Here is a 26,278-nt window from a genome sequence, read left to right as displayed (position 1 = left end):
GGGCGTTTCTTTCTGATGGCGGGCGCTAAACAAAACACCCTGCCGGAGCAGGGTGTCTGAGCCAGTCAGCAATGACAGTATAGATCAGGCCAGAAAAGCCGGGATCTTACTTTCATACTCAGCGATTTTATCTTCGTGCTGCAGGGTCAGGCCGATGTTGTCCAGACCGTTCAGCAGGCAGTGGCGGCGGAACTCGTCAATCTCAAAGTTGTAGGTCTTGCCGTTGGCGCTGACCGTCATGCTTTCCAGATCCACCGTCACTTCGGCGCCCTGGCTGGCGTCGACAAACCGGAAGATCTCATCGACTTCAGCATCTGTCAGCCGTACCGGCACCATCTGATTGTTGATCGCGTTGCCATAGAAAATATCGGCAAAGCTCGGCGCAATGATGATTTTGATACCGTAGTCAGCCAGCGCCCAGGGCGCGTGCTCGCGTGATGAGCCGCAGCCGAAGTTTTCACGGGCCAGCAGGATACTGGCGCCCTGATAGCGCGGGTGGTTCAGGACGAACTCAGGATTAGGCTGTTCGCCGGCGTCATCAAGAAAGCGCCAGTCGTGAAACAGGTGCTTACCGAAACCGGTACGGTTCACTTTCTGCAAAAACTGCTTTGGAATGATGGCGTCAGTGTCGACGTTCGCGGCATCCAGCGGCACCACCAGTCCTGTGTGTTGTTTGATTCCTGCCATGCTTGTTCCCTCTTAAATTAGGCGGTGGCGACGGTGGCTTTGTCCAGCTCGCGGATGTCCACGAAGTGGCCGGCACAGGCAGCGGCGGCGGCCATCGCCGGGCTGACCAGATGGGTGCGGCCATCGCGGCCCTGACGGCCTTCAAAGTTACGGTTACTGGTCGAGGCGCAGCGCTCTCCCGGACCTAAGCGGTCGTTGTTCATCGCCAGACACATAGAGCAGCCAGGCAGGCGCCATTCAAAACCGGCTTCGATGAAGATCTTGTCCAGCCCTTCCTGCTCGGCCTGTGCTTTGACCTGCTCAGAGCCGGGCACTACCAGTGCCTGAACATTGGGAGCCACTTTGCGGCCTTTGGCGACCGCGGCGGCGGCTCGCATATCTTCAATGCGCGAGTTGGTGCAAGAACCGATGAAGACTTTATCAATCGGGAAATCGGCCAGTTTTTTGCCCGCTTCCAGGCCCATGTAAGCCAGCGCTTTGGCGGCAGAAGCGCGCTCAACCGCATCGCTGAAGCTGTCCGGTGCCGGGATCGGCTCATCAATGGCAATCACTTGACCCGGGTTGGTGCCCCAGGTGACCTGGGGTTTGATGTCTTTGGCATCCAGGGTCACCACGTGGTCGAACTGAGCATCGGGATCGGATTTCAGTGTCTGCCAGTATGCTACGGCAGCCTCAAACTCGGCGCCGGTCGGGGCAAAGTTACGGCCCTGGATGTAATCAAAGGTGGTCTGATCCGGTGCGATCAGACCCGCTTTGGCACCCAGCTCAATCGCCATGTTACAGACCGTCATCCGGCCTTCCATGCTCAGATCCGTGATAGCTTCACCACAGAATTCGACTACATAGCCGGTACCGCCGGCGGCTGTGGTTTTGCCGATGATCGCCAGAATGATGTCTTTGGCTGTGATGCCAGGGGCGACTTTGCCTCTGACTTCAATCTTCATGGTTTTGGCGCGGGCTTGTTTCAGGGTCTGGGTGGCCAGTACGTGCTCAACCTCAGACGTCCCGATACCGAAGGCCAGCGCGCCGAACGCCCCATGGGTGGCGGTGTGGGAATCGCCACACACGATAGTCATGCCCGGCAGGGTAATACCCAGCTCAGGCCCCATGACATGGACTATGCCCTGGTATTTATGGTTCAGATCATACAGGGTGACGCCGAAATCTTTACAGTTCTTGGCCAGGGTTTCCATCTGGATACGGGCCATCTCGCCCGACGCATTGATGTCTTTGGTCTGCGTTGAGACGTTGTGGTCCATAGTGGCGAAGGTTTTGCCGGTCTGGCGAACCTGACGGCCTTTCTCTCGCAAACCGTCAAAGGCCTGCGGTGAGGTCACTTCGTGCACCAGATGACGGTCGATATACAGGATCGGGTTTTCACCTTCGGCGGCCACCACGACGTGGGCATCATAGACTTTTTCGTACAGCGTTTTGGCTGTGTGTGTTGTGTTTGACATTGCTCGTTTGCTCCTCGTCGTTCGGCTTACGCCTGGCGGATGTAGGCGGCGATTTTATCGCCCATGGCGTCAGTAGACAGGGCTGGGCGGCTGCCGGCCAGATCGGCGGTCAGCTCACCGGCTTCCAGTGCCTGGGAGACGGCTTGCTCAATGGCGCGTGCCGCTTCTTCTTGTTCCAGACTGTAGCGCAGCATCAGGGCGGCCGACAGGATTTGTGCCACCGGGTTGGCGATGTTTTTACCGGCGATATCCGGCGCAGAACCGCCTGCCGGCTCATACATACCGAACTTGTCCTGATTCAGGCTGGCCGAAGGCAGCATGCCCATAGAGCCGGTGATCATGGCGCATTCGTCGGAGATAATGTCACCGAAGATGTTGGAACACAGCATGACGTCAAACTGCGACGGATCTTTGATCAGCTGCATGGTGGCGTTGTCGATATACATATGGCTCAGTTCGACATCCGGGTAATCTTTGGCGATCCCTTCCACCACTTCGCGCCACAGAATCGAGCTTTGCAGCACGTTGGCTTTGTCGATGGAGCAGACTTTCTTGCGGCGCAGGCGGGCAGATTCAAAGGCGATACGGGCGATACGCTCGATCTCATAGCGATGATAGATCTCGGTATCATAGGCCTTCTCCATCGCCCCTTCCCCTTCGCGGCCTTTTGGCTGACCGAAGTAGATGCCGCCGGTCAGCTCACGCACCACTACTATGTCAAAACCACGCTCGGAGATGTCGGCACGCAACGGAGAAAAGGCTTCCAGACCATTGTGGATCTGCGCCGGACGCAGGTTACAGAACAGCTGGAAGTGTTTGCGCAGCGGCAGCAGTGCACCGCGTTCCGGTTGTTCATTGGCGGGCAGGTGTTCCCATTTCGGGCCGCCCACCGAGCCGAACAGCACAGCATCGGCAGCTTCACAGCCTTTCAGGGTGTGGTCCGGTAACGGCGAGCCGTGATTGTCGATGGCAATACCACCCACATCATATTCTTCACGGTCTAGGGTGAAGCCAAAACGGGCTTCAATGGCGTCCAGCACTTTGTGTGCCTGACGCATGACTTCCGGACCAATCCCGTCGCCGGATAACACGGCAATTTTATAGCGTTGACCTGCCATGGTTATACTGTCTCCATTTTTGTTTTCTGTTTAATTTCTGCAATTTGCTCGGCGCGGTGAATGCTGTTGATCACATGCAGCAAAGCTTGTCCGGACGCTTCAACAATATCGGTTGCCAGACCGGTACCGTGGTATTTGCGGCCTTTGTAATTGGCAATGATATCCGCCTGACCCAGGCCGTCTTCCCCTTCGCCTTTGGCGGTCAGGTCAAACTTGTCCAGGGCGATCTCATAGCCGGTTAAGCGGTAGATACACTGGTACAGCGCATCCACCGGACCATTACCGACTGCCGCTTCACATTTCTCTTCGTCACCGCACTGCAGCCTGATGCTGGTGGTGGCCATGACGCTGCCCGATTGCACACTCAGGTAGTTCAGCTTGAAGTAATCGTCTTCCTCGCGCATGTTGGCGAAGTACATCAGGGCTTCCAGATCGTAATCGAACACCTGACCTTTGCGGTCGGCCAGCTTCAGGAAGTCGGCGTACAGGGTGTCCAGGTTGTACTCGTTGTCGTTGTAACCCATGCTGTCCATGTGGCTCTTGACGGCCGCGCGGCCGGAGCGGCTGGTCAGGTTCAGCGCCTGGTTCTTCAGGCCGATAGACTCCGGTGTCATGATCTCGTACGTGTTCTTGTTCTTCAGTACGCCGTCCTGGTGGATACCCGACGAGTGGCTGAAGGCATTGGCACCGACAATGGCTTTATTGGACTGAATCGGCATGTTGCACAGCTGGCTGACCATCTTGCTGGTGCGGGAAATTTCTTCGTGCTTGATATTGGTGCTGACACCCAGCAGCTCGGCGCGGGTTTTGATGATCATGGCGATCTCTTCCAGCGCACAGTTACCGGCACGCTCGCCAATCCCGTTAATCGTTCCCTCTACCTGGCGGGCACCGGCCTGAATGGCGGCCATGGAGTTGGCGACCGACATGCCCAAATCATCGTGGCAGTGCACCGAAATGACTGCTTTGTCGATGTTTGGCACCCGGTTAAACAACTGGCTGATAATGCCGCCAAACTCGCTGGGCAGGGTGTAGCCGACGGTATCGGGGATGTTGACTGTGGTCGCACCGGCCTTGATGGCCGCTTCGACCATGCGGCACAGGTTATCGATCGGGGTGCGGCCGGCATCTTCGCAGGAAAACTCCACATCGTCCGTGTACTTGCGGGCACGGGTAACGGCAGCCACCGCCATGTCGATCACATCATCGTAGCTGCGGCGCAGTTTGTCCTGAACATGGATGGTGGAGGTGGAGATGAAAGTGTGGATTCGGAAGGCTTCGGCAACTTTTAACGATTCGGCAGCGACATCAATGTCGTTCGCTACGGCACGGGACAAGGCACAGACGCGGCTGTTCTTGATGTGCCTGGCGATGGTCTGCACCGACTCAAAATCGCCCGGCGAGGACACCGGGAAGCCAGCTTCAATGATATCTACACCCAGGCGCTCCAGTGCGTAGGCAATCTGCAGCTTCTCTTTCACGGTTAAGCTGGCGGACAGGGCCTGTTCGCCGTCGCGCAAGGTGGTGTCGAATATAATGACCTGATCGTTCATGATTGCTTCCTTTTTAGTTGGCCTGCCTGTCTATGATGGCTGGGTCGCGTCCTGTACGCCGGGCCTTTATACGAAAAACCCGCGCTTGGGCGCGGGTTAATCTGAATTTTTAGCGGTGAATTTCACCCATCAGCTACCCACGCGACTGGTCACGAGAAGGAGTAGGCTGAGTAGAAGAGTGAATTGTGTTTGCATTGTTTTTTTGATCCGCTGTGTTGTTGACCAAAGGAATATCAAATTGTACAGACTAGCGTCAAGCGATAATTGTATCTTTATGCATTTTCGATAGGAAAGCAGGGGGAGTCTGGCCCGCTTTGGCTATAGGAGAGCTGCGGCTAACTCATTACTCTGGTGAGCGCGCAGCCGTCCCCGACCCTTTCCGCCCGCGCAAAGACGGCGATTGTCATTATCCCTCCTCGAAATCGTCACCCGGATGTCATATCCGCTTCTTAATCTGGCTGCACAGGTTAAGAGGAGAATAGTGCTATGGCAGTGACTGTATTAGTACCTATCCAGCGCTTTGATTACGCCTTTTCCAGTTTATGTCTGTGTCACCGCTTTAATCAGCCGGTGGCGACACTGAGCCGGATGGTCTCCCGTTCGGGGGACGGGCCGTTGTACTTACTGTTCGGCTTGCTGGCCTGGGTATTTGACCGGCAACAGGGCGGTCAGGTATTGGGCTTGGGATTACTGGCATTCCTGTTGGAATTGCCTGTCTACCTGCTGTTGAAAAACACCTTCAAAAGAGATCGTCCGGCGCAGCTACCCAGTTTTATTCAACCTTCTGACAAATACAGCCTGCCATCCGGACACACCGCCGCTGCTTTTCTGATGGCCTCTTTAATTTCTGCCTTTTACCCGGCAGCGGCCTGGCTGGTCTGGCCCTGGGCGATACTCATAGGTTTCTCCCGTGTGCTGCTGGGGGTGCATTTCATTACCGACATTGTGGCGGGCGCTTTGCTGGGCATGATGTGCTTTGCTGTCGTCAAGGGGGCGATATGAAAATACTTTACGGCGTACAAGGAACCGGTAACGGCCATATTTCCCGGGCCAGGGAAATGGCCCGAGCCTTTTCCCAGCTTGGCGTGACCGTTGATTTCCATTTCTCCGGCCGCCCGGCTGAACACTATTTTGATATGGAGTGCTTCGGCGATTATCACACCGCCCGGGGGCTGACCTTTATCACAGAGCACGGCAAGGTGAACCAATGGAAAACCTTGCGGCAGAATTCGTTGCTGGGTTTCTGGCGGGAGGTCAGGGCCATGGATCTGTCCGGCTATGATCTGGTGCTCAATGATTTTGAGCCTGTCTCGGCCTGGGCTGCCCGCCGGCAGGGGATCCCCAGCCTGGGGCTCAGCCATCAGAGCGCGTTTTTGTATGATGTGCCGAAAGAAGGGGAAAGCTGGCTGGACAGAAAGCTGATCCGCCATTTTGCGCCGACGGATCAGCAACTGGGCCTGCACTGGTACCACTTCGGTGCCCCGATCCTGCCGCCGATCGTGCCCCGGCATACTGACTCCCCGCCCCAATCCGACGGGTCAGTGCTGGTGTACCTGCCGTTTGAAGCGCTGGATAAAGTGCTGGAGATGCTGTCCCGTTTTTCAGCGGTGACCTTTTATTGTTATCACCCCTCGGTGCGCCAGAGCTATCAGCAAGACAATGTCCACGTCTGCGCGCTGAGCCGGACTGGTTTTCACCAGCGGTTAGCCGTGTGTGACGGGGTGATTGCTAACGGAGGCTTTGAGCTGCCGTCGGAAGCTATCGCACTGGGCAAGAAATTATTGCTCAAACCGCTGCAAGGCCAGTATGAGCAACTGAGCAATGTGGCGACGCTGGAGCTGATGGGGCTGGCGGTCGGTATGCATTCGCTCGATGCAGCCGCGATACGCAACTGGCTCGACAGCCATTCGCCGGGTCAGGTTATCTGGCCGGATGTGGCACTGGCCGTGGCCCGCTGGTTACAGCAGGACAACCGGCCGTCGGTGGATGCACTGTGCCAGTCACTCTGGGAACCTGTCAGCTTCCCGGAACCTGTGCTGGAAACCGTGGCAGATTTTGGCCCAGAGAGCGGGAGCTCCAGCGAGCGATCATTAATCACCGGGACTTATTGATCCCCTTTTCTTCCTGACGTGGCTGGCGCGTCAGGAGTCTGATTCCCTTCTAAGTCGTTGATATTCATTTCTGGTCATATTGTTTTATATCCTTTTAGATATTTTTATAACGGATTTATCTGCTTGTTTTTGTTTGGACTGTCGTTCAATATTGACCTATATCATACTGTTAGAATCAGGTTGGGGTCCCTCAGGGTATTGGTGTCATCATTCTTTTGAATAATACTGATTACCCCCAATTTTCTAATGGGTATGTGAGGGTGTTGTGCCCTGGTTAGCGGAGCAAGACTCTCCGGATTATTCGAACAAGAGGTCAGAAATGGCGCGTAGAGGTATGTCTTTCCAAGCAGCAGAAAATCTCTCCATGGGCTTGAGCCTGCGGAATGTAGATCTGAATTTGCTGACAGTATTCGATGCGGTGATGCAGGAGCAGAATATCACCCGAGCAGCACATAACCTGGGTATGTCTCAGCCAGCGGTGAGTAATGCCGTTGCGCGGCTGAAAGCGACCTTTGACGATGAGCTGTTCATTCGCCATGGAAGGGGGATCCAGCCTACCACCAGAGCCAAGCAATTATTTGGTCCCGTGCGCCAGGCGCTGCAGCTCATCAAAAATGAACTGCCGTCTTCAACTTTCCTGCCGGAAACATCGGACCGCTTGTTCCGCCTGGCGGTGTGTAATCCGCTGGATATCCGTTTCGCTCCCCACATTCTGCGTCAGCTGGGCGATCTGGCCCCCAAGGCACAGGTGGCGCTGGAAGCGGGTATTGAAAGTGACATGGTACAGAAACTGCGCTATCAGGAACTGGATTTCGTTATCGATTATCTGCGTTTTGATGATCAGGGTTTTACGTCCACTGAATTGTTTAAAGACGAGCTGGTGGTGGTCGCGGCCGGTAACCACCCGCGCATTCAGGGTGCGCTGAGTGCCGGCGAGTTCGTGGCTGAAAAGCATGCTGTGCTTCAGCCAGTGCAGGGGGCGCGTGGGTTTGCAGAAGCCGTATACCATCAGGCGCCAGGCTGTCATGTCGCCTACCAGGGCGGCAGCCTGAGCAATATGATGTATGTGGTCGGCCAGTCCGATCTGATTGCCGTGATGCCAAAATGGCTGGCGCAATCCATGGCGGAGAACTTGTCGCTCCAGCTGATGACACTGCCGTTTGAAGGTAAGACCATCAGCGGCTACCTGAGCTGGCATGACTCTTCGCAAAAAGACAAGGGCCACCAGTGGCTGCGCGAACAGTTACTGGCTATCTGTGATCAGGTTACCTGCTAAATCCCGCCAGGTTTACTGTGCTGAATACGGCTGTTTCTCTTCGGGGAAACAGCCGTTTCTTCTTTTTGGCTTTGGCTCTGGCGTGCAGATAGTCGCCGCATTGTGTTATGCCGTCGCAAGGAGTGGGAGCCATGCAGCATTCTGCCTGTCAGCCTGATGATCTCTGTTGCCTTTTGATGTCCGATCAGTAGACTTTCTGCTCCTTCAGCGAACAGCTGTAAGCTAATTTCATGACAGAGCCGTTTATGTCACAACTTGACTACCACATAGTTCACCGTATTCAGCACCAGATCGCCCGTTTGGGGAGCCGTATCGCGCTTCGCTATCCTCAAGATGGCCAGTGGCGGGACATCAGCTGGCAGACGCTGGGTGAGCAGATTCATCAGCTGTCACTGGCGTTGCTGGCCCAGGGTGTCGGCGTTCAGGATAAAGTCGGGATCTTTTCGCCCAATATGGCCCGCTGGACGGTCGCCGATCTGTCCACCCTGTACCTGCGCGGGGTGACGGTGCCGATTTATCCGACCAGTACCGCGCAGCAGGCGGCCTATATCATCAATAACGCCGACATTAAGGTGCTGTTCGTGGGCGAGGCTGCCCAGCTGGACGCGGTCTTGCAGATAGCGGCAGAGTGCCCGCAGCTCGAACGCATCGTCTTGATGGATGGCCACTGCGACCCTGCCGATCATGCGCTGGTATGTGATTATCAGCAGTTTGTCGCCCAGGGTAGAAGCGGGGATGAAGAGGCGCTGCTGGCCCGTCTGGCTGATTGCCGGATGGATGATTTGCTGACGCTGATCTATACCTCAGGTACTACAGGCACGCCCAAAGGGGTGATGCTGGATTACGCCAATATTGCAGCGCAGCTGCAGGGCCATGATCAGAGACTGGCCCTGAACGAAGGGGATGTCTCATTGTGTTTCCTGCCCTTGTCCCACGTGTTCGAACGCGCCTGGACTTTCTATGTGCTGCACCGCGGCGGTATCAACTGCTATCTGACCGACACCAATGCCGTGCGTGAGGCGCTGGTGGAAGTGCGGCCGAATGTGATGTCGGCGGTGCCGCGTGTTTACGAGAAAATCTACAGTGCGGTGCAGGCCAAAGTGGCCAAAGCCCCGGTGCACCGCCGGGCGCTGTTTCACGCTGCGCTGGCCATTGGTCACCGTATGGCGGCATGCCGGCAGCAGAACCGCCGGCCAGCGGCCTGGTTAAACATCGCCCATAAAGCGGCAGACAAGCTGGTGCTGTCAAAGCTGCGTGAGGTGCTGGGCGGACGTATCAAGTTCATGCCTTGCGGCGGAGCCAAGCTGGATGCCGGTATCGGACGTTTCTTTCATGCCATAGGCATCAACGTCAAGCTGGGCTACGGGATGACGGAAACCACGGCCACCGTATCCTGCTGGGACGATATTGGTTTTAACGCCGATTCGATTGGTACCCTGATGCCCGGTGCGGAAGTGAAAATCGGTGAGCACAGTGAAATTCTGGTGCGCGGGCCCATGGTGATGCGCGGGTACTACAAGCTGGCGGAAGAAACTGCCGCGAACTTTACCCCGGACGGTTTCCTGAAAACCGGTGATGCCGGCGAATTCGATGCACAGGGCAATCTTTTCATCACCGACCGGATTAAGGAGCTGATGAAAACCTCAGGCGGCAAGTATATTGCGCCTCAGGTGATTGAAGGTGCGATCGGCAAGGACTCAATGATCGAGCAAATCGCGGTGATTGCCGATGCCCGCAAGTTTGTGTCTGCCCTGGTGGTGCCTTGTTATGAGACCCTGGAAAACCACGCCCGCGAGTTGAATATCAGGTATCACAACCGTCTGGAACTGCTCAGGCACAGCCAGATCATGGCCGTGGTCGAGCAACGCATTGCCGAGCTGCAAAAAGATCTCGCCAAGTTCGAGCAGGTGAAAAAGTTCACTTTGCTGCCCAAAGCCTTTTCAATGGATGAGGGAGAACTGACACCGACCCAGAAGCTGCGCCGCAAGGTGATCCTTCAGCGCTATCACCAGCAGATCGAAGCCATGTATCACGAGAGTCCGCGCCAGAAGCCACCAAAGCGCTAAGCGAAACCTACCGGCAATCCTTTCTGTTACCAGCGGCCTGTCAGCAGGTCGTTGTCTTATCAGCGAGACTCACGTCTGCTTTTTTCATGATTTTCTGTCAGCCTTCCTGCTCTGCAAAGGATAATGATGGGCGCATATGCTGATTTATTGGTGTGATACTGGTTCATTATCCTGTTTGATTTCTGTTCGCTGGCCGTTAATAAGGCTATTTGCAGTCAGTACAGAAAATAACCACGAAATAGCTGTGGGGAATGGACGTCAGCGGTTAAAAAACGTTAAGGTGGCGACTGGGTTACTGCTGGTGGGAATGTCCATTGGCAGTCACATAGTACGAAAAACACACTGGATTTCTTTAGGCTAAAGATAAGCCCTAACTATGTTATACCCGTCTGTACCACTGACACTGTTGGTCTGCTCCCTACCGCTGTCTTGCTGACGGCGACGAATGTTAAGCAAACCCGTTCGGTATGCTGGCGTAACCCGGTATGACTGCCCTTCTGTTGCTGCGGCACAGAAAGACAGCCCCAGCTCGCCATCATATCCGGCACACAAGGTCAGAGGCTCCGGTACAGACGCAGGTATACGCAACCTGGAGACAAGAATATGGAAATGTTGTCCGGCGCTGATATGATCGTCCGTTCGATGATCGACCAAGGCGTGAAGCATATCTTCGGTTACCCTGGCGGTTCTGTTCTGGATATTTACGATGCGCTGCATGAAAAGAGCGACATCGAGCACGTACTCGTGCGCCATGAGCAAGCGGCCGTTCACATGGCAGACGGCTATGCCCGCGCCACGGGTGAAGTCGGCGTTGTACTGGTGACTTCAGGTCCGGGTGCAACCAACGCCATTACCGGTATTGCTACCGCGTATATGGATTCTATCCCTATGGTGGTACTGTCCGGTCAGGTGATGAGTCACCTGATTGGTAACGATGCTTTCCAGGAATGCGACATGGTCGGTATCTCCCGTCCGGTGGTGAAACACAGTTTTCTGGTGAAGCGAACAGAAGATATTCCTGCCATCATCAAAAAAGCCTTTTACATTGCAGCCAGCGGCCGTCCCGGGCCTGTGGTTGTCGATATCCCCAAAGACATGCTGGATCCATCGAAAACGTACCCGTACCAGTACCCGGAAGCGATCAGCATGCGCTCGTACAATCCCACCCTTCAGGGCCACAAAGGCCAGATCAAGCGCGGCGTGAAAGCCTTGCTGGCCGCTAAGAAGCCGGTGCTGTACGTGGGTGGCGGTGTCATCATGTCGAACAGTGAGCAGCAGGTGCTGGCACTGGCTGAAAGCCTGAATATTCCTGTGGTCAGTACCCTGATGGGGCTGGGCGCCTTCCCCGGCACGCACCGCAACAGCGTGGGCATGCTGGGTATGCATGGTACTTATGAAGCGAATATGACCATGCACAATGCCGATCTGATTTTTGGCATCGGGGTTCGTTTTGATGACCGTACTACCAATAATCTGGAAAAATACTGTCCGAACGCCACCATCATGCATATCGATATCGACCCGTCGTCGATATCCAAGACAGTTAAAGCCGACATTCCGATCGTCGGCTCGGCAGATGCAGTGCTCAACAGCATGCTGAAACTGCTGGAAGAGCAGCAGGACAGCAACGATAAAGCCGCGATGGATGAATGGTGGAGCGAAATCGAATCCTGGCGGGCGCGCAAGTGTCTGAGCTACAAAACAGACAGTGACCGCATCAAACCTCAGCAGGTCATTGAAACGGTATACAAATTAACCAATGGTGATGCCTACGTGGCATCGGATGTGGGTCAGCACCAGATGTTTGCGGCCCTGTACTATCCGTTCGACAAGCCGCGTCGCTGGTTAAACTCAGGTGGCCTGGGCACCATGGGCTTTGGCCTGCCGGCGGCGATGGGGGTGAAGTTCGCCTTTCCTGATGCGGAAGTACTCTGCGTGACCGGTGACGGCAGTATTCAGATGAACATCCAGGAATTGTCGACCGCCCTGCAGTACGACATTCCGGTGAAAATCATTAACCTGAATAACCGTTTCCTGGGCATGGTAAAACAATGGCAGGACATGATCTATCAGGGCCGCCACTCGCACTCCTACATGGATTCAGTGCCTGATTTTGCTGCTATTGCAGAAGCTTATGGCCATGTCGGTATCCGGATTTCGGATCCGGCGAAGCTGGAAAGTGAGCTGGAACGCGCTTTAGCAATGAAAGATAAGTTAGTCTTTGTCGATATCAGCGTGGATGAAACAGAGCACGTTTACCCAATGCTGATCCGGGGCGGATCCATGAGTGAAATGTGGCTGAGTAAAACGGAGAGAACCTAATGCGCAGGATTGTATCAGTATTATTAGAAAACGAACCAGGTGCACTTTCACGCGTGGTGGGGCTGTTCTCCCAGCGTGGTTACAACATTGAATCTTTGACTGTGGCACCGACGGACGACCCGACGCTGTCGCGGCTGAACATTACCACCAGCGTGGAAGATGCGGCGCTGGAGCAGATCGAGAAGCACCTGCACAAGCTGATCGATATTCTGAAAGTCAGCAATGTGACCGACTCTGAACATGTTGAGCGTGAGCTGATGCTGGTGAAAGTCAAAGCCAGTGGCTATGCCCGTGCAGAAGTGAAGCGGACATCGGATATTTTCCGCGGCCAGATTGTTGATGTCACCAGCCAGATTTATACCGTTCAGCTGGCCGGCACCAGTGACAAACTGGATGCGTTTCTGGACGCAGTCAGCGAAGCGACTGAAATCATTGAAGTTGCCCGCAGCGGCGTGGTCGGCATTGCCCGCGGTGAACGCTCACTGAAAGCCTGATCTTTCCAGCAAAATACCGTCCTTTTCAAGCCCGCCAGGCAACACCTGGCGGGCTTTTTCGTAGTGGCCTTTTCTTGCGACATTAGACTAAAGTCTAATAGGTGGTGTGACGATTGTTCTGTTGACCGCGTGGCTGCGTTATCACGCAGCGTCTTAACCGGGGTCAGGCAGACTGCATACGAGGAGGGGTCGATCTATGCTGAATACAGTCTTGGTTCGCAGCACCACTTTGTTGCTGTGTTTGCTCGGCTTTCACGTCAGCGCCTTGTATTTCCTGCTGGCTGTCTTGTTACTGAATACGCATCACAAGGAAATCTTTGGCTGGTGAACCTTGGTCAGGCAATGCAAAAACAGGCGGGCAGATAAACAAAACGGGAGCCGAAGCTCCCGTTTTCTATGCACTTTCTCTATGCTGCTATACAGCAGTAGCCGTGACGGCTGAATTACAGTACGTGTACCGAGGCCGTGTTGGTCGTGCCTGAAGGGACCAGCGCACCTGAGACCATGACCACGATATCGCCTTTGGCACCCAGACCGGATTCCAGCGCCAGCGCTTTACCGCGTGCGTAGAAGGCATCAGTGCTTTCGATCGCATCGACCACCACTGGCGTGACGCCTTTGGTCAGGCACAGCTGAGCGGCGGTTTTGCTGTTAGTGGTGATAGCCAGAATGTTGGCCGTCGGGAAGTATTTACGCACAGAGCGGGCAGACTTACCGGCTTCGGTCGCTACCACAATCAGCGGTGCATTCAGTTTCTCGGCTGTGTCTACCGCACCTTTACAGACGGCTTCAGTAATACGCAGGCGAGGGCTGTCCAGACGCGCACTCAGAGACGCACGCATGGCAGAATCGGTACGGGCACAGATTTGCGCCATGATGGTGACCGCTTCAATCGGGTATTTACCCTTCGCAGACTCACCAGACAGCATCACGGCATCTGTACCGTCCATGATGGCGTTGGCAACGTCACCGGCTTCGGCACGGGTCGGACGCGGGTTCTTGATCATAGAATCCAGCATCTGAGTGGCAGTGATCACCACTTTACGGGCACGGTTACATTTCTCGATCATCATCTTCTGCGCGAAGATCACTTCTTCAACCGGGATTTCGACACCCAGGTCGCCACGGGCAACCATGATGCCGTCAGAAGCTTCCAGAATCGCGTCGAAGTTATCAACACCTTCCTGGTTCTCGATCTTAGAGATGATCTGGATCTTCTCGCCGCCGTTGGCGTTCAGCAGTTCACGGATTTCATTAACGTCTTCTGCTTTACGGATGAAAGAAGCGGCAACGAAGTCAACGCCTTGCTCACAACCGAATTTCAGATCGGCTTTGTCTTTTTCAGCCAGTGCCGGCAGCTTGACAGACACGCCTGGCAGGTTCACACCTTTGTTTTCGCCCAGATCGCCGTTGTTCAGTACACGGCATTTCACTTCTGTGTCGGTGGTGGCCAGCACTTCCATTTCGATCAGGCCATCGTCAACCAGGATAGTGTCGCCTGCGCTCAGATCGTTGGCGAAACCAGAGTAAGTCACGGCCACGCGGTTTTGGTTACCGACAACTGTGGTGTCAGTAGTGAAAGTGAATTCCTGACCGGCTGTCAGTGAAACGTCTGCGCCGCCTTCCAGTTTGATGGTGCGGATTTCAGGCCCTTTGGTATCCAGCAAAATAGCCACAGGTTGGCCGGTTTGCGCCATGACTTCACGAACGTTCTGGATACGCTGACCGTGCTCGGCGAAATCGCCGTGCGAGAAGTTCAGACGCATAACGTTCATACCGGCGTTAACCAGTTTGGTCAGCATTTCAACTGATTCTGTCTTAGGACCAATCGTGCAGACGATTTTGGTTTTTTTCATTGAGAATATTCTCCGAGAACTTGAAGGAAACTTCTGGCGCTTTTATACCTCAAAGGACTGATCTGTTAATGTTGAATCACAGCTACAAAATGAGATCATGATCGTGTTTTTATCAACAAAGTCCTGAAAGGTATCATTGAGCCATACAAATTGTCTGGCAACATTACTTGCTTTATAAAAGCAGTTGCATTGCTTTGATAAAGCTGACGAAAAGGCTGTACAGACTGACTGAACCGTCGACACAAAGACTGTGGAGATCCGCTGCCAGTGCCACAAAGTGGCTGAATTAACAAGGTCGTAATTATAGCAGAGTTTCCTTGCCTTACCAGCATGTGAGTTGTGTCAACTTTTTGACCTGACCAGGTATCTATGCGCCTGATCCCCCGATAAAAGCCACAGACGATAAGGCATTGGCCCGCTCATCAGCAGGATTGAAGGGATCGCCCGGCCGAAAAAGATTTTTATCAAATAACCAATTCTGTTGAAGCAAGATGGCTGTTTGGAAAACAAATCACATCATTAATGTATACAAAGATTGTTACAGTAAGTCGTTTGAAGCCCTTCAAAGACCTTATCCCTGTCGACAATTCACGGAAATCTGCGCTTATCAGTATTCAGACATCAGGTATCCAGACGCAGACTGCAACGCGCAGAGGAACAGAACTGGAGCTTGGGAAAATTAAGCACGCTGTGACGGCAATCATTTTTCATCGCTGGTTCCATTATGAAACAGCGCCGCCAGGCGGACCATCAGAGGCTCGATGGCACCGGACGCCACATTGCCAAAGCCGAGTACCGCCCCGTGCCAGTCTCTGGTCTGGTGCTGCGGGTGTTCGTAATAACTCAGCGGCCGCAGCACTATCCCGGCGGCTTCTGCTTGCTGCGCCCAGTCATGCTCGCTGATCCCGCCCTGCCATTTGAGCGTAATGTGCAGTCCGGCGGGCTGGCTGATCACTTCGATCTGATCCCCGAAAAAGCGGCTGATGGCATCCAGCATCAAGCGGTGTTTGTCTTTGTACAGCCGGCGCATTTTACGGATATGGCGCAGCAAATCGCCTTCCTGAATGAAATCGGCCAGGGCGGCCTGAGTGTGCGCCTGGGTGTCGCCGGTCAGGGCATCTTTGATCATCAGACAGCGTGACACCAGCGAGGGCGGCACCACCAGATAACCCAGCCGCAGGCTGTTGAACATCACTTTACTGAACGAGCCGACATAGAGGATCTGATCATCACAGCCCATCTGGCCGGCCAGACCCTGCAGACTGGTATAAGGACGATGGGCAAACTGAAACTCACTGTCGTAGTCATCTTCGATGATCCAGCGCTTGCCCTGTACTGCCCACTCAATCAGCTTCAGTCTTTGTTCTGTGTTGAGGGTCGTGCCCATCGGGTACTGATTACTGGGGGTTAAGTAGAGCGCTTCTGACGCACAGGCCAGTACGGCATCAACATCCAGCCCCTGATGTGCCTGCACGGGAAGCGGTTGTAAGTGATAACCCTGCCAGTCGATGATTTTGCGCATCTGGCTGTAGCCCGGCTGCTCCATCAGGATCCGATCACCCCGGTTGAGCGTCGCCAGCAGGGCCAGCGACAGTGCCTGCTGCGCCCCGCTGGTAATGATGATGCGGCCGGGATCGCAGTGAACCGAGCGGCTGGCAGCCAGATAGTCAGACAGCGCCTGGCGCAGTACGGGTAACCCTTGTAGATCCTGATTCCCCATCAGTGATTGCCGACCGGCGTGGCGCTGCAATAAGCTTTGCCATTTGGTCGCCGGAAAGGCGGCCAGATCCGGCACGCCGGGCGCAAAAGGGGCATTCGGATCCCGTGCCTGCTCGGCGGCCAGGGGTTGGCTGTTGGCCCTTGGCGATTGCGCCGTCAGATAGTGTTCCGGCAGCTCAACAGAGACGTAAAATCCCGAGCCCAACCGGCTTTCGATGTAGCCTTCCGCGACCAGTTGCTCATAAGCCGCTGTGACGGTATTGCGGCTCAGGGATAACTCATCAGCCAGTTTGCGCGTTGACGGTAATTTCCCGCCCATTGGCCACAAATTCCCGACAATCTTTTCGCGGATCGCGTGAAAAAGCCGATCCTGGCGCGTGCCTGAATGACCGGTGATCGAAAGATCGCCGGTTTCTATGAGTGTGGGAGACAACAATGTCACGTGCAGCTTACCTCTCAAAGCCCGATGATGATCCGAATCCTAGTCGTTACTCAGTATTGCAAAGATCCGAACAGCGCAGCTGATCACTTGTCTTTCAGGAGATTGAGCAGGCCGGGGTACTCGTGCTCCAGTTCTGCTTTGCGCAGTGTTGCTAAAGAGCAATTACCGCGGTCGACATGTGATATCAGACCGACGTCTTTCAGAATTTTAAAATGGTGGGACCTTGTCGCCTTGGATACGGCGAGTCCGAACGAGGTGCAATGCCGTTCCGCATTTTCTTCATCGTTTATCAGATCCACTATGATTTTCAGTCTGATGGGGTGAGCCAGTGCTTTTAGCACACCCAGCATGGATTCACGCTTAATGCTGCTGCTCTTTTCCTGTGTTGACACACTTATATTCCTCAGTCATTGGATATAAAACCATTGACATATCTGTCGGTCGCCCATAAGGTTCGATAAACTTCGAACGTATGGATTTAATAATACGTACGTTTTATTGCTAACCATTGTAATGGTAACCGCAGGTGAAGTCATGGATGACGTTAATCTGCAAAGAAAAGTGTTAAAGAGTCAGCAATCTAAAGGATCAACATGAGTGAAGTCAGTTTATCGAACAAGAAATACATTTTGTTAGCTGTGCTGTTGGCGGTTTTTGTGGTGCCCAGTTCAATTTCAGGTACTGCTATCGCTTTGCCCTATATCAGCACCGACATGAATTCGGATGTTGCCAGCTTACAGTGGGTAGTGAATGCGTTTAACCTGACGTTTGCCTGTTTTACTCTGATGTGGGGGAAAATTTCAGATGTGTTTGGCCGGAAACGCTCCTTTGTCACCGGCGCTTGCCTTTATGCGCTGGCGTCTGCCGGGTCGGCATGGGCAACGGATATCCTGTGGCTGGATATTTTCCGGGCCATAGCCGGCGTGGGCGGTGCGGCCATTTTTTCCTGCGGCAGTGCGCTTTTCATTGATGTGTTTGACGGCAAGCAGCGCACTCAGGCGTTTGCATTATTTGGCACGACGGCTGGGTTGGGGATCACTTTGGGCCCGACAATGTCCGGTATCTTGCTGGCGTTGTCAGGCTGGCAGGCGATCTTCATTCTGCATGCCGTGGTGCTGATTTTCGTCCTGTGCCTCACGATTAAGCTGCCCGATGACAGAGTGACAGACAGGCCTGTCAGCGAGATTGATATTATCGGGAGCGGCCTGTTTATCAGCAGCATGTTTTTGCTGATGCTGACACTGTCAAAAGGCTATGACTGGGGCTGGAGCAGCACTCTCAGCCTGCTGTGTGCCTCTGGCTCGTTGTTGTTGTTCCTTGTGTTTGTCCGGCACATCAGAAGGGTGGCAAATCCAGTGCTTAGCGTGTCCCTGCTCAGTAATAACCGCTTTATGGGATACATTTTGGTGCCCGTGGTCGCAAGCTTTACCTTTGTCACCCTGTTGACTTACTTCCCCACTTATCTTACCGGCGCTATGCAGATGCCGGCATCTGCGGCAGGTTTGATGATGCTGTGTCTGACCCTGCCTGTGTTGTTGTTTCCTCTGATTGCGGGCCGTTTAGCGGCCAAGGGCGTCCCTTCTTCTTTTCTGATGTACCTGAGCCTTGTATGCATGCTGGCCGGTGCCGGCGGATTACTGCTTGGTGTTGAAACGATGCAAGCTGTTTGGGTGTCTGGTAGCTGCCTGTTTGTGGTGGGAACAGGCATGGGTTTGTCAGCAGGGCTGGTCGACGGCGAAGCGTTAAGCTGTGTCGAGCCGGGCGATATCGGTATGGCCGCGGGGCTGCTCAACACCTTTCGTTTGGGCAGCGAGGCAATTGCCGTGGCCTTGTACGGCTCTTTTATCAGTTCTGCGCTGACGACTCTGGTGGCTGAACAGCTGACTGATTATACCACCGCAGATCAGGGTGATTGGGTGACGGCCATGGCGTCCGGCAATGCATCCACTCTGATCGCTGAGTGGACGGATGACAAAGCATCAATTCTGATGAGCCAGGTGACTGAGATGCTCAAGATTGCCTTTCTGACTACCAACGGCCTGCTGCTGATCATCGCCGCAGGCGTGTCGGTCATGGCTGTGCTGAAGCTGCGAAGACGCCGAACAGTCAGTCCTGTCCAGGTATAACTGGACCTGTCATTTGCTTAAAACTGGCTCTGAAAATCATACCGGTTTGCCGGTATCTTTTCAGGGTTATTTGAGATGCAGTGAAATCAGGGACAGTTATGTTATCGACAAGCAAAAGAACCGACATTAAGAAAGGTGCCCACAAGGCGGTGTTTGAACAGGAAGCCTTGTATCAGATCATCGATGAAAGCCTGGTGGCGCATGTGGCGATTCAGGAAGCGCACGGGCCTGTGGTGATCCCTATGCTGGCTTGGCGGGTGGGGGATTTTGTCTATATTCACGGCGCCAACAACAGCCGTTTGCTGCGCAAGCTCAGGCAGGAGGTGCAAACCTGTTTAACCTTCACTCTGTTCGATGGCTGGGTGCTGGCGCGGTCGGCGTTTAATCACAGCGCCCATTACCGCTCGGCTGTGGTGTTCGGCCAGTTTGAGGTGATTGAGGACAGCGCTGAAAAAGACCAGGTGCTGAACCACTTTGTTGAGCAGATCGCCCCCGGACGGACGCAGGAGATCCGGCTGAGTAACAGCAAGGAGCTGGCGGCGACCACTGTGCTGCGGATGCCGCTTAACGAGGCCTCGGTGAAAATCAGCAATAAAGACGTGAGTGACGATCCGGCGGATCAGGATTTGCCGGTCTGGGCGGGTTTTATTCCGTATCGCACTGTGGTTGGCCCGCTCAAAGCAACGGCGGGTTTGCACGAAGCGATCCCGACGCCGGATTACCGCGCGGCCTACGGGAAGCGCTGGGAAAGTTAAGCTAAGCCGCCCTCGCAGCGAGAGGGCGGCCTTGATTACTCTTTCGCCTGCTGCTGCTGATCGTCGTTTTCCTCTTCTTCCATGTTCCACGGCAGGATGCCGGGCGACACATGCAAGAAGTGCAGGTAGTTTTCGAACTGATCCAGGATGTCGGAAATAATGTCCTGCTGTTCATAGCCGTAAACATCATAAGCCCGGCCACCGCGGCGCAGGAAGACTTCCGCCCGGTAATAATGCTCAGGATTTTCCGGGTCATGGTCGGTTTCCGGGAAGGCAAAATCAGGCATAAGGTAACCCCGCAGTCTGACTTCGTAGAGAAATTCCAGCTTACCTTCCTGATATACCTCGAATTTGGCTCTGCCTTGCTCTTCATCGTAAACCACTTCGGCCACCCAGCCTTGCTGTTCAAGCTCTTGCTCTACTTTTTCCATGCTTGGGTAGACCGTCTTCTGAATAAAACCGGAGACTTCTTCGCGTCCCGGGAAATCGACAATGTTGGCCAGGCGTTTTTTCCAGTAACCCGGGCCGGTTTTCCCGCCGCTCTGGCGCGATCGGGATTGCACGTGCTGCTCCAGGCTCTGGCTGTGGTGGGTTTCAATCACCAGCGCCCGCCACATACCAACGGCCGCGATCAGCATGATGATCGCAAAGGGCAGGGCACTGACAATCGACGCCGTTTGCAGGGCACTGAGGCCACCGGCAAGCAGCAGTACTGCCGCTACCAGCCCTTCCATTGAGGCCCAGAACACCCGTTGCCAGGCCGGTGTATGGGCGACACCGCCAGAGGCCAGCGAGTCGATAACCAGCGAGCCGGAGTCCGACGAGGTAACGAAAAAGGTGACGATCAAGAAAACGGTAATAAAGGACACGATCGAGGTGAGCGGCAACTGTTCCAGCAGTTTAAACAGCGCAATCGCCTGATCGGCCTGCACTTCCTCAATCAGCTGGGTGTAGCCCTCAACCATGATCATATGAAGTGCGGTATCACCGAATACGGAAAACCACAGGAAAGTGAAGATGGTCGGTACCACCATTACCCCGACCACGAACTGGCGGATGGTCCGGCCGCGGCTGATTTTTGCTACGAACAGGCCGACAAACGGGGCCCAGGCAATGGTCCAGCCGAAGATAAACAGCGTCCAGTTACCAATCCAGTCGCTGGCGGTATAGGCCTGCAAGTTAAAGGTCCGCTCGACAATATTGCTTAAATAGCTGCCGGTGTTTTGCATGAAAGTATTGAGAATAAAGACGGTGGGTCCGACGGCAAACACAAACAACATCAGGGAGATAGCCAGCACCATGTTGAGAATCGACAGGCGTTTGACCCCTTTATCCATCCCGGCGACCACAGAAAAAATCGCCAGTGCGGTGATCACCACAATCGCAATAATTTGCACTGTGGTATTTACCGGTATCGATGGCCAGAGATAATTGAGCCCGGCATTGATCTGTGCCACCGACAAACCCAGCGTGGTCGCAATCCCGAACAGGGTGCCGAGAATGGCAAAGATATCCACGGTATGGCCAATCGGGCCATGGATTTTTTCGCCGATGAGCGGATACAGTGTCGAGCGCATCGATAACGGCAGGCCGTGCCGAAAGGCGAAATAGGCCAGCGTCAGTCCGACCAGGCCATAAATGGCCCAGATGTGAAATCCCCAGTGAAAAAAGGCAATTTGCATCGCCTGTCTGGCGGCATCGACTGTCATGGCCGGGCCATCAGGCGGCGAGGCATAGTGCAGCACAGGTTCGGCGACGCCAAAGAACAGCAGGGCAATCCCGTAACCGGCTGAAAACAGCATGGCAAACCAGGACGGAAAGCTGTATTCCGGCTCGGCGTGATCCGGGCCGAGTTTGATCTCTCCCCATTTGGTCAATGCCACTGTGACGATAAAAAACAGAAAGATCGCCACCGACAGCATATAAAACCAGCCAAAACTCTGGGTAACGTAACTGAGGGTCTCTGAAAAGACTTTTCCGGCCAGAGTCGGATTACTGATGGTGCCTATCACCATCAGTAAAATCACCGCCACGGCGGGGATAAAGACAGGAATCAGGATAGTTGAACTGCGTTGCGTTTTTTCTTCTGACGGTTTTTCTGCTGACATAGTCTCGCTCCTTGATCCAAACCTTGCTCCCAAGTATGGCATACGCAACGGCATGCTTCTGAGTGAATTGTCCTGTTCAGACAAGACATTACCCGGCATGTTCGATAATGAGACGCCAGTCGCCGATTTAATCTGACAGGAAAACATCCGCATTATGAGAGAAGCGCCTGACATCCGGGTGACCTCAGGATACCGGCACTTGCACGGGCGAGTTTGAGATCATCCGGGTAGGCCTATTTGGCTTTGGATCTTGAAGAGAGTACCGGATGCACGACAACAACATGGCAAATAATGAGTTTTTATGGTCTAAGATCAAAAGCTTACTGGGTATAACGATTGCAACCATCGGCTGCTTTTTCTTTTGCCTGCAGGCATTTTATTACTTTACCGCTTCTTTTGAATTTTCGTCAGCCAGCACCGACTATACCTATCTGGCGATCTCCATCGGTTCGGGCCTGCTGGCAATTCCCTTTTTTCTGGGCGCAGTGAAATTTCTGCTCAATTTTCTGGGTAAACGATAACAAAGGATTGTGAAGCATCGCCAAAACGCTGTTCCCAGTCTGTTCAGATCCATGGCGGACTGGGATTTTTGCACTCTCGCCTTTTATCCGTCATCCAAGGTGTAACGACAGAGGCTTTTTCGTCTAACCCTCACATAAGCCACACACTTCTCACTCGCCAAGCACAAAAACGCCATCATGATGTGTAATACACCGGCTCATCCAGCCATGCCGTTTTAAAGCCGGAATAGACCCCAAATTATGCTCAACCTTTTGCTATGGCATCTGTTCAATAATGCGTTCAAAGCATACTTATGCCGCATGCCTGTCGCGAATGGGATATAACACAAGTTTTGAACAAATTTGTTGTCGTTATTTTATGTATTTATGTCATTCCTTAACTACGCTTTCAATGCTCGTTTCAAATGTTCACATTTTTGTCATAACGCTGTGTATCGGCGCATAAGAACACAACAAAAGATGGAAAGATGATTATGGATAAAAAGCACTTGGCAATTGCAGTGGCAGCTGCATTTTATGGATCTCAGGCCGTCGCGGTTGAGTTATACAACGAAGGTGACACTACCTTCTCTGTCGGTGGTCATGTTTCTGTGGGTCTTGGCGGCTCCGAACAGGGCGAAACGGAAGTACAGCAAGTGTCGCCGCGTATCAATATCAATGCGACACAGGATATAGGTAACGGCTACACCGCTGATGCAACAGGCGAGTGGGCGCTGAATTACCTGGAAGGTGATGAAGAGACCTTCTCTACCCGTCTGGGCTACATTGGTGTCTCACACAATGCTTATGGTCGCGGCGTGGTGGGTACGCAGTGGTCACCTTACTATGATGGTGCAGGGATCGCCGATTTACCCATCGCGTTTGCGAACGACTTCCTGTACGACGATCAAGGCCCGCTGGGTACAGCCCGTGCCGAGCGCATGATCTCCTACCGTAACAGCCTCAACTTGAATGATGCCGGCGTGGTGTCTTTCGGCCTGGGCTGGCAGGGGGCTACGGAGGGTGAGGAATTTGCTGGTACTCCCGCAGACTATGATGATCGCTTCCAGATTGCACTGAACTACTCGATCATGGGCGTTGGCCTGAACTATGCCTATAACACAGGTGATGTTCAGGTAGGTACTTTCGATGAAACCGCGCGCTCACACATGTTCAGTGCCAATTACGGCACCTACGGTGACGGCCTGTACGTGGCTGTGGTGTATGCAATGAACGATTACATGAACCAGGGTCTGGAAGAGTCGGTGGCGATTGAAGGCCTGCTGGCTTACGCCCTGCCCAGCAGCCTGAACCTGAGCCTGAACTACGAATCTGTTGAAGATGATAAGAACAGCGACACCATCTTCAGCCAGATGGCGCTGCAGGCGGAATATAACTTCACGCCAACTTTCGTCGGCTTCGGTGGTTACCAGTTTGATCTGGGTAACGATATCAACGTTGAAGAAGATGACATGTGGATTATCGGTATGCGTTACTACCTGTAACAGCAATACCGATCAACACAGCGCTGCGGGGCAACCTGCAGCGTTTTTTTGTCAGATCAATATGGTCGCTCAGAGGTCTGCTTGCCGGTGATTTATTTCGCGCTAAGCCAAGCCAAAATACTGGCTGAAAGCCGCCTGGCCTTTTGCTGTCACTGTAACTTCCCTGTATCCCGGCACTTTTTCTATCCATCCTTGCTGCTCAAAGCACTGAAAAAGTGCCGCCCCGGCATGGCCGCCAAGGTGAAATTTTCGCTCACTCCAGTCTAAGCATGCACAGCACTTTTTACGTTTGGTCTTTGCATCGAGCATGACACCTAATTGACTGAACTGCGCCTTACCTAAAGGAGTTAACGCATTGCCGTCGCTGGTAATCCATGCATTCGCGAAAAGGTAATCGTAAATACCGACGGCGATTTCGCCTGCCAGATGGTCGTAGCAGGTTCGTGCCCGTTGCAACTCGGCCGGCACCCGTGTTTTTGGTGGCTGCATCGCGCCAAACGAACCCCCCATCATATTTTCAAGCAAGGCGGCAATACTGGCACTGTAGAGGCGAAAATAACGGTGACGCCCTTGCGATAAACAAGTGACGAGATTGGCTTTTAGCAACCGTGACAAGTGCGCACTGGTGGTGGACGGGGCGATATCGGATACCGCGCTTAATTCAGTGGCCGTCCAGGCGCGGCCATCCATCAGCGCACAAAGAATTTTCATCCGAGACGCATCAGACATAGCAGCCGCAAGGGCTGCCATGGATAATTCTTGTTGAAATTCTTCGTGTTCCTGCGGGACTTGCGGGTGAGGCTTCACAATCAGACCATCCAGTGACGGGTTACTGTTTCTGCAACCTTATAGTCATCAGTGATGAGGATCAAACGGTTTGCATGGTCGCTGTATTGGGTGATGATGTTGACGCCACTATCAGCCAGCACTCTGGCAATGGCCCCTAATTCGCCCGGCTGTTCCTGCCTGAGTTTCCGAATCAGCGGCCTGCAGATATTGATGATCTCAAAACCCTGTTCGATGAGTACCGCTCTGGCTTTTTCGCCATCTTCCACCAAAAAGTGAGCGTGACTTTGCTGGTTGACGGAAAAGACGCCGCCACCTTCTAAGCCAATGTGATTCGCACCGAGTGTCTCGCCTAATCGTGCAAGCTCTCCGGGCAGATTTTTTAGAACGACATGAACGTCATACATAGCGATAGCTTCCTTGTTTAGCTTACTGGGATGATGAGTATTCTCTGACCAGGCTGAGCACCTGAATCTGATAAAAAGAGAAAATGGCTGCCTTTCCTTCCTGCTGAGCCGATCGGTGCAGCATGTTGTGCTTCCATTGCAAAATGGCCTCCTCGTTCTCCCACCATGACAGCGAGAGAAATTTTTCTGGATGGGTCAGGCTTTGAAAGCGCTCAACAGAAATAAACCCCTCAGCATGGCTGCTCAGCAACGGCTTTAACTGTTCAGCCAGCTCGAAATACCGAGCCTGCTTTTCAGGCACGGCTGTCGCTTCAAAAAGAACCGCGATCATTGTTTTATCCTTCTGAATGTCAATGTGTCGGGTTCAATATAGCGTGGTGAAAAAAGGATACTTCGGTGCTGGGCGAAATGTGGTGTTTATAGAGAGATTGGTTGGGGGATAGGGCTGTTTCCGTAACTCTAACTATGCGTGCAACTAATTAGGGGAGGTTACACAATGAAACCCATAGGTGTTGTGTTGAACGGAAGTGATCAACAAACAGCTTGGTTTGAAGATAACGATCTTCTGGATATTGGCTGTTCGTCAACCAACGATGAGACTACGCAGCAGGGAGCATCACGAACTGAGCTTCAAGCTCATGAAGCAGTTCAAAAGGTAGTGTTCAAAGTTTTGTGTCTTTTCCTACACTTCCTAAAAACGGGAGAGACACATCATGGCTGATAAATACGAAATTGATATCCAGGCATTCGCCAAAGCGCTGCAGTCCGGGCAAAACCTCAATGGCAAGGATGGCCTGCTCACGCCACTGATCAAGCAGATCACCGAAGCCGCATTGGGAGCAGAGCTGGACGAGCACCTGACGAATGAAACTTCTGCCAACCGCAAGAATGGCACCTCCAGAAAGACGGTCAAAACATCGTCAGGTGAATTTGAACTGGAAACGCCGAGAGACCGTAATGGCACGTTCGAACCTCAGACCGTCAAGAAGT

The 26,278-nt window shown here is 53.6% G+C and carries 24 protein-coding genes; 13 read left to right on the top strand and 11 right to left on the bottom strand.

Annotated features, from left to right (window positions below; genetic code table 11):
* Positions 1–84: 84 nt before the first annotated feature.
* The 4 genes from leuD to leuA are packed head-to-tail and all read right to left on the bottom strand — an operon-like array spanning position 85 to position 4,815.
* Positions 85–687: a 3-isopropylmalate dehydratase small subunit gene (gene leuD / locus H511_RS0107720; RefSeq protein ID WP_027251793.1), complete on the bottom strand. Its 603-nt coding sequence runs from the start codon at positions 685–687 to the stop codon at positions 85–87.
* 17 nt (positions 688–704) lie between these two features.
* Complete coding sequence (leuC, locus tag H511_RS0107715; RefSeq protein WP_027251792.1) at positions 705–2,144, bottom strand: 3-isopropylmalate dehydratase large subunit; 1,440 nt, start codon at positions 2,142–2,144, stop codon at positions 705–707.
* Between the two features lie 26 nt (positions 2,145–2,170).
* Positions 2,171–3,262, bottom strand: a complete 1,092-nt coding sequence (gene leuB, locus H511_RS0107710) for a 3-isopropylmalate dehydrogenase (protein ID WP_027251791.1) — start codon at positions 3,260–3,262, stop codon at positions 2,171–2,173.
* Positions 3,263–3,264: 2 nt separating this feature from the next.
* Positions 3,265–4,815 carry a 2-isopropylmalate synthase gene (gene leuA, locus H511_RS0107705; protein ID WP_027251790.1) on the bottom strand — a complete coding sequence of 517 codons (1,551 nt, stop codon included), beginning with the start codon at positions 4,813–4,815 and terminating at the stop codon, positions 3,265–3,267.
* A 486-nt stretch (positions 4,816–5,301) separates the two neighbouring features.
* Between leuA and H511_RS0107700 the strand changes: the two genes are divergently transcribed.
* The 7 genes from H511_RS0107700 (at position 5,302) to H511_RS25105 (ending at position 13,412) form a co-directional block, all read left to right on the top strand.
* Positions 5,302–5,817 carry a phosphatase PAP2 family protein gene (locus H511_RS0107700; protein WP_036759149.1) on the top strand — a complete coding sequence of 172 codons (516 nt, stop codon included), beginning with the start codon at positions 5,302–5,304 and terminating at the stop codon, positions 5,815–5,817.
* A complete protein-coding gene (locus H511_RS0107695; protein WP_027251788.1) occupies positions 5,814–6,926 on the top strand; it encodes an MJ1255/VC2487 family glycosyltransferase in 1,113 nt (370 codons plus the stop codon). The genes H511_RS0107700 and H511_RS0107695 overlap by 4 nt, the downstream gene beginning before the upstream one ends.
* A gap of 319 nt (positions 6,927–7,245) precedes the next feature.
* Entirely contained in the window at positions 7,246–8,202 is a 957-nt protein-coding gene (gene leuO, locus H511_RS0107690) for a transcriptional regulator LeuO (protein ID WP_027251787.1), read from the top strand.
* A 245-nt stretch (positions 8,203–8,447) separates the two neighbouring features.
* Positions 8,448–10,268, top strand: coding sequence for an AMP-dependent synthetase/ligase (locus H511_RS0107685; RefSeq protein WP_027251786.1), 1,821 nt, complete (start codon positions 8,448–8,450; stop codon positions 10,266–10,268).
* A gap of 603 nt (positions 10,269–10,871) precedes the next feature.
* The gene (locus tag H511_RS0107680; RefSeq protein ID WP_027251785.1) at positions 10,872–12,590 is read left to right on the top strand and encodes an acetolactate synthase 3 large subunit; all 1,719 of its coding nucleotides are present in this window, start codon (positions 10,872–10,874) and stop codon (positions 12,588–12,590) included.
* Entirely contained in the window at positions 12,590–13,084 is a 495-nt protein-coding gene (gene ilvN / locus H511_RS0107675; RefSeq protein ID WP_027251784.1) for an acetolactate synthase small subunit, read from the top strand. The genes H511_RS0107680 and ilvN overlap by 1 nt, the downstream gene beginning before the upstream one ends.
* A gap of 196 nt (positions 13,085–13,280) precedes the next feature.
* Positions 13,281–13,412: a hypothetical protein gene (locus tag H511_RS25105; protein WP_027251783.1), complete on the top strand. Its 132-nt coding sequence runs from the start codon at positions 13,281–13,283 to the stop codon at positions 13,410–13,412.
* 115 nt (positions 13,413–13,527) lie between these two features.
* On the opposite strand, the gene pykF is transcribed toward H511_RS25105, so the two are convergent.
* From pykF to H511_RS0107655, 3 genes are all read right to left on the bottom strand, one after another.
* Positions 13,528–14,940, bottom strand: coding sequence for a pyruvate kinase PykF (gene pykF / locus H511_RS0107665; protein ID WP_027251782.1), 1,413 nt, complete (start codon positions 14,938–14,940; stop codon positions 13,528–13,530).
* A gap of 700 nt (positions 14,941–15,640) precedes the next feature.
* Complete coding sequence (pdxR, locus tag H511_RS0107660) at positions 15,641–17,101, bottom strand: MocR-like pyridoxine biosynthesis transcription factor PdxR (protein ID WP_155804827.1); 1,461 nt, start codon at positions 17,099–17,101, stop codon at positions 15,641–15,643.
* Between the two features lie 83 nt (positions 17,102–17,184).
* Positions 17,185–17,493: an ArsR/SmtB family transcription factor gene (locus H511_RS0107655; protein WP_211225193.1), complete on the bottom strand. Its 309-nt coding sequence runs from the start codon at positions 17,491–17,493 to the stop codon at positions 17,185–17,187.
* Between the two features lie 201 nt (positions 17,494–17,694).
* Between H511_RS0107655 and H511_RS22835 the strand changes: the two genes are divergently transcribed.
* Both H511_RS22835 and H511_RS0107645 read left to right on the top strand, forming a co-directional pair.
* Positions 17,695–19,227 (top strand): MFS transporter, encoded by a 1,533-nt coding sequence (locus H511_RS22835; RefSeq protein WP_051287983.1) that lies wholly within the window; start codon positions 17,695–17,697, stop codon positions 19,225–19,227.
* Positions 19,228–19,325: 98 nt separating this feature from the next.
* Entirely contained in the window at positions 19,326–19,982 is a 657-nt protein-coding gene (locus H511_RS0107645; RefSeq protein ID WP_027251779.1) for a pyridoxamine 5'-phosphate oxidase family protein, read from the top strand.
* Between the two features lie 35 nt (positions 19,983–20,017).
* On the opposite strand, the gene H511_RS0107640 is transcribed toward H511_RS0107645, so the two are convergent.
* Positions 20,018–22,090, bottom strand: a complete 2,073-nt coding sequence (locus H511_RS0107640) for a BCCT family transporter (protein ID WP_051287981.1) — start codon at positions 22,088–22,090, stop codon at positions 20,018–20,020.
* Between the two features lie 266 nt (positions 22,091–22,356).
* On the opposite strand from H511_RS0107640, the gene H511_RS0107635 reads away from it, so the two are divergent.
* A complete protein-coding gene (locus tag H511_RS0107635) occupies positions 22,357–22,611 on the top strand; it encodes a hypothetical protein (protein WP_027251777.1) in 255 nt (84 codons plus the stop codon).
* 473 nt (positions 22,612–23,084) lie between these two features.
* Entirely contained in the window at positions 23,085–24,095 is a 1,011-nt protein-coding gene (locus tag H511_RS0107630) for a porin (RefSeq protein ID WP_027251776.1), read from the top strand.
* A 102-nt stretch (positions 24,096–24,197) separates the two neighbouring features.
* Here H511_RS0107630 and H511_RS0107625 read toward each other — a convergent pair whose 3' ends face one another.
* Genes H511_RS0107625 through H511_RS0107615 form a run of 3 tightly spaced genes read right to left on the bottom strand, consistent with a single transcriptional unit; the run spans position 24,198 to position 25,619 of the window.
* The gene (locus H511_RS0107625) at positions 24,198–24,845 is read right to left on the bottom strand and encodes an ArsR/SmtB family transcription factor (protein WP_051287991.1); all 648 of its coding nucleotides are present in this window, start codon (positions 24,843–24,845) and stop codon (positions 24,198–24,200) included.
* Positions 24,846–24,904: 59 nt separating this feature from the next.
* Complete coding sequence (locus H511_RS0107620) at positions 24,905–25,288, bottom strand: amino acid-binding protein (RefSeq protein ID WP_027251774.1); 384 nt, start codon at positions 25,286–25,288, stop codon at positions 24,905–24,907.
* A gap of 22 nt (positions 25,289–25,310) precedes the next feature.
* Positions 25,311–25,619, bottom strand: coding sequence for an antibiotic biosynthesis monooxygenase family protein (locus H511_RS0107615; protein ID WP_027251773.1), 309 nt, complete (start codon positions 25,617–25,619; stop codon positions 25,311–25,313).
* Positions 25,620–25,784: 165 nt separating this feature from the next.
* Between H511_RS0107615 and H511_RS0107610 the strand changes: the two genes are divergently transcribed.
* Together H511_RS0107610 and H511_RS22830 are read left to right on the top strand one after the other, a co-directional pair.
* A complete protein-coding gene (locus tag H511_RS0107610) occupies positions 25,785–26,009 on the top strand; it encodes a hypothetical protein (RefSeq protein WP_027251772.1) in 225 nt (74 codons plus the stop codon).
* Positions 26,002–26,278, top strand: a 277-nt coding sequence (locus tag H511_RS22830) for a transposase (RefSeq protein WP_036759146.1), incomplete at its 3' end; no start/stop codon positions are given. The genes H511_RS0107610 and H511_RS22830, both read left to right, overlap by 8 nt.

Source organism: Photobacterium halotolerans DSM 18316, assembly GCF_000425165.1.
GTDB classification, from domain to species: Bacteria; Pseudomonadota; Gammaproteobacteria; order Enterobacterales; family Vibrionaceae; genus Photobacterium; species Photobacterium halotolerans.
The sequence above is the reverse complement of the archived record's forward strand: the minus strand, read 5'-3'. Positions and strand labels throughout refer to the sequence as shown.

Coding starts and splice junctions, on each gene's coding strand:
- leuD (WP_027251793.1), bottom strand. CDS start 687: ATGGCAGGAATCAAACAACACACAGGACTGGTGGTGCCGCTGGATGCC.
- leuC (WP_027251792.1), bottom strand. CDS start 2,144: ATGTCAAACACAACACACACAGCCAAAACGCTGTACGAAAAAGTCTAT.
- leuB (WP_027251791.1), bottom strand. CDS start 3,262: ATGGCAGGTCAACGCTATAAAATTGCCGTGTTATCCGGCGACGGGATT.
- leuA (WP_027251790.1), bottom strand. CDS start 4,815: ATGAACGATCAGGTCATTATATTCGACACCACCTTGCGCGACGGCGAA.
- H511_RS0107700 (WP_036759149.1), top strand. CDS start 5,302: ATGGCAGTGACTGTATTAGTACCTATCCAGCGCTTTGATTACGCCTTT.
- H511_RS0107695 (WP_027251788.1), top strand. CDS start 5,814: ATGAAAATACTTTACGGCGTACAAGGAACCGGTAACGGCCATATTTCC.
- leuO (WP_027251787.1), top strand. CDS start 7,246: ATGGCGCGTAGAGGTATGTCTTTCCAAGCAGCAGAAAATCTCTCCATG.
- H511_RS0107685 (WP_027251786.1), top strand. CDS start 8,448: ATGTCACAACTTGACTACCACATAGTTCACCGTATTCAGCACCAGATC.
- H511_RS0107680 (WP_027251785.1), top strand. CDS start 10,872: ATGGAAATGTTGTCCGGCGCTGATATGATCGTCCGTTCGATGATCGAC.
- ilvN (WP_027251784.1), top strand. CDS start 12,590: ATGCGCAGGATTGTATCAGTATTATTAGAAAACGAACCAGGTGCACTT.
- H511_RS25105 (WP_027251783.1), top strand. CDS start 13,281: ATGCTGAATACAGTCTTGGTTCGCAGCACCACTTTGTTGCTGTGTTTG.
- pykF (WP_027251782.1), bottom strand. CDS start 14,940: ATGAAAAAAACCAAAATCGTCTGCACGATTGGTCCTAAGACAGAATCA.
- H511_RS22835 (WP_051287983.1), top strand. CDS start 17,695: ATGAGTGAAGTCAGTTTATCGAACAAGAAATACATTTTGTTAGCTGTG.
- H511_RS0107645 (WP_027251779.1), top strand. CDS start 19,326: ATGTTATCGACAAGCAAAAGAACCGACATTAAGAAAGGTGCCCACAAG.
- H511_RS0107640 (WP_051287981.1), bottom strand. CDS start 22,090: ATGTCAGCAGAAAAACCGTCAGAAGAAAAAACGCAACGCAGTTCAACT.
- H511_RS0107635 (WP_027251777.1), top strand. CDS start 22,357: ATGCACGACAACAACATGGCAAATAATGAGTTTTTATGGTCTAAGATC.
- H511_RS0107630 (WP_027251776.1), top strand. CDS start 23,085: ATGGATAAAAAGCACTTGGCAATTGCAGTGGCAGCTGCATTTTATGGA.
- H511_RS0107625 (WP_051287991.1), bottom strand. CDS start 24,845: ATGGCAGCCCTTGCGGCTGCTATGTCTGATGCGTCTCGGATGAAAATT.
- H511_RS0107620 (WP_027251774.1), bottom strand. CDS start 25,288: ATGTATGACGTTCATGTCGTTCTAAAAAATCTGCCCGGAGAGCTTGCA.
- H511_RS0107615 (WP_027251773.1), bottom strand. CDS start 25,619: ATGATCGCGGTTCTTTTTGAAGCGACAGCCGTGCCTGAAAAGCAGGCT.
- H511_RS0107610 (WP_027251772.1), top strand. CDS start 25,785: ATGAAACCCATAGGTGTTGTGTTGAACGGAAGTGATCAACAAACAGCT.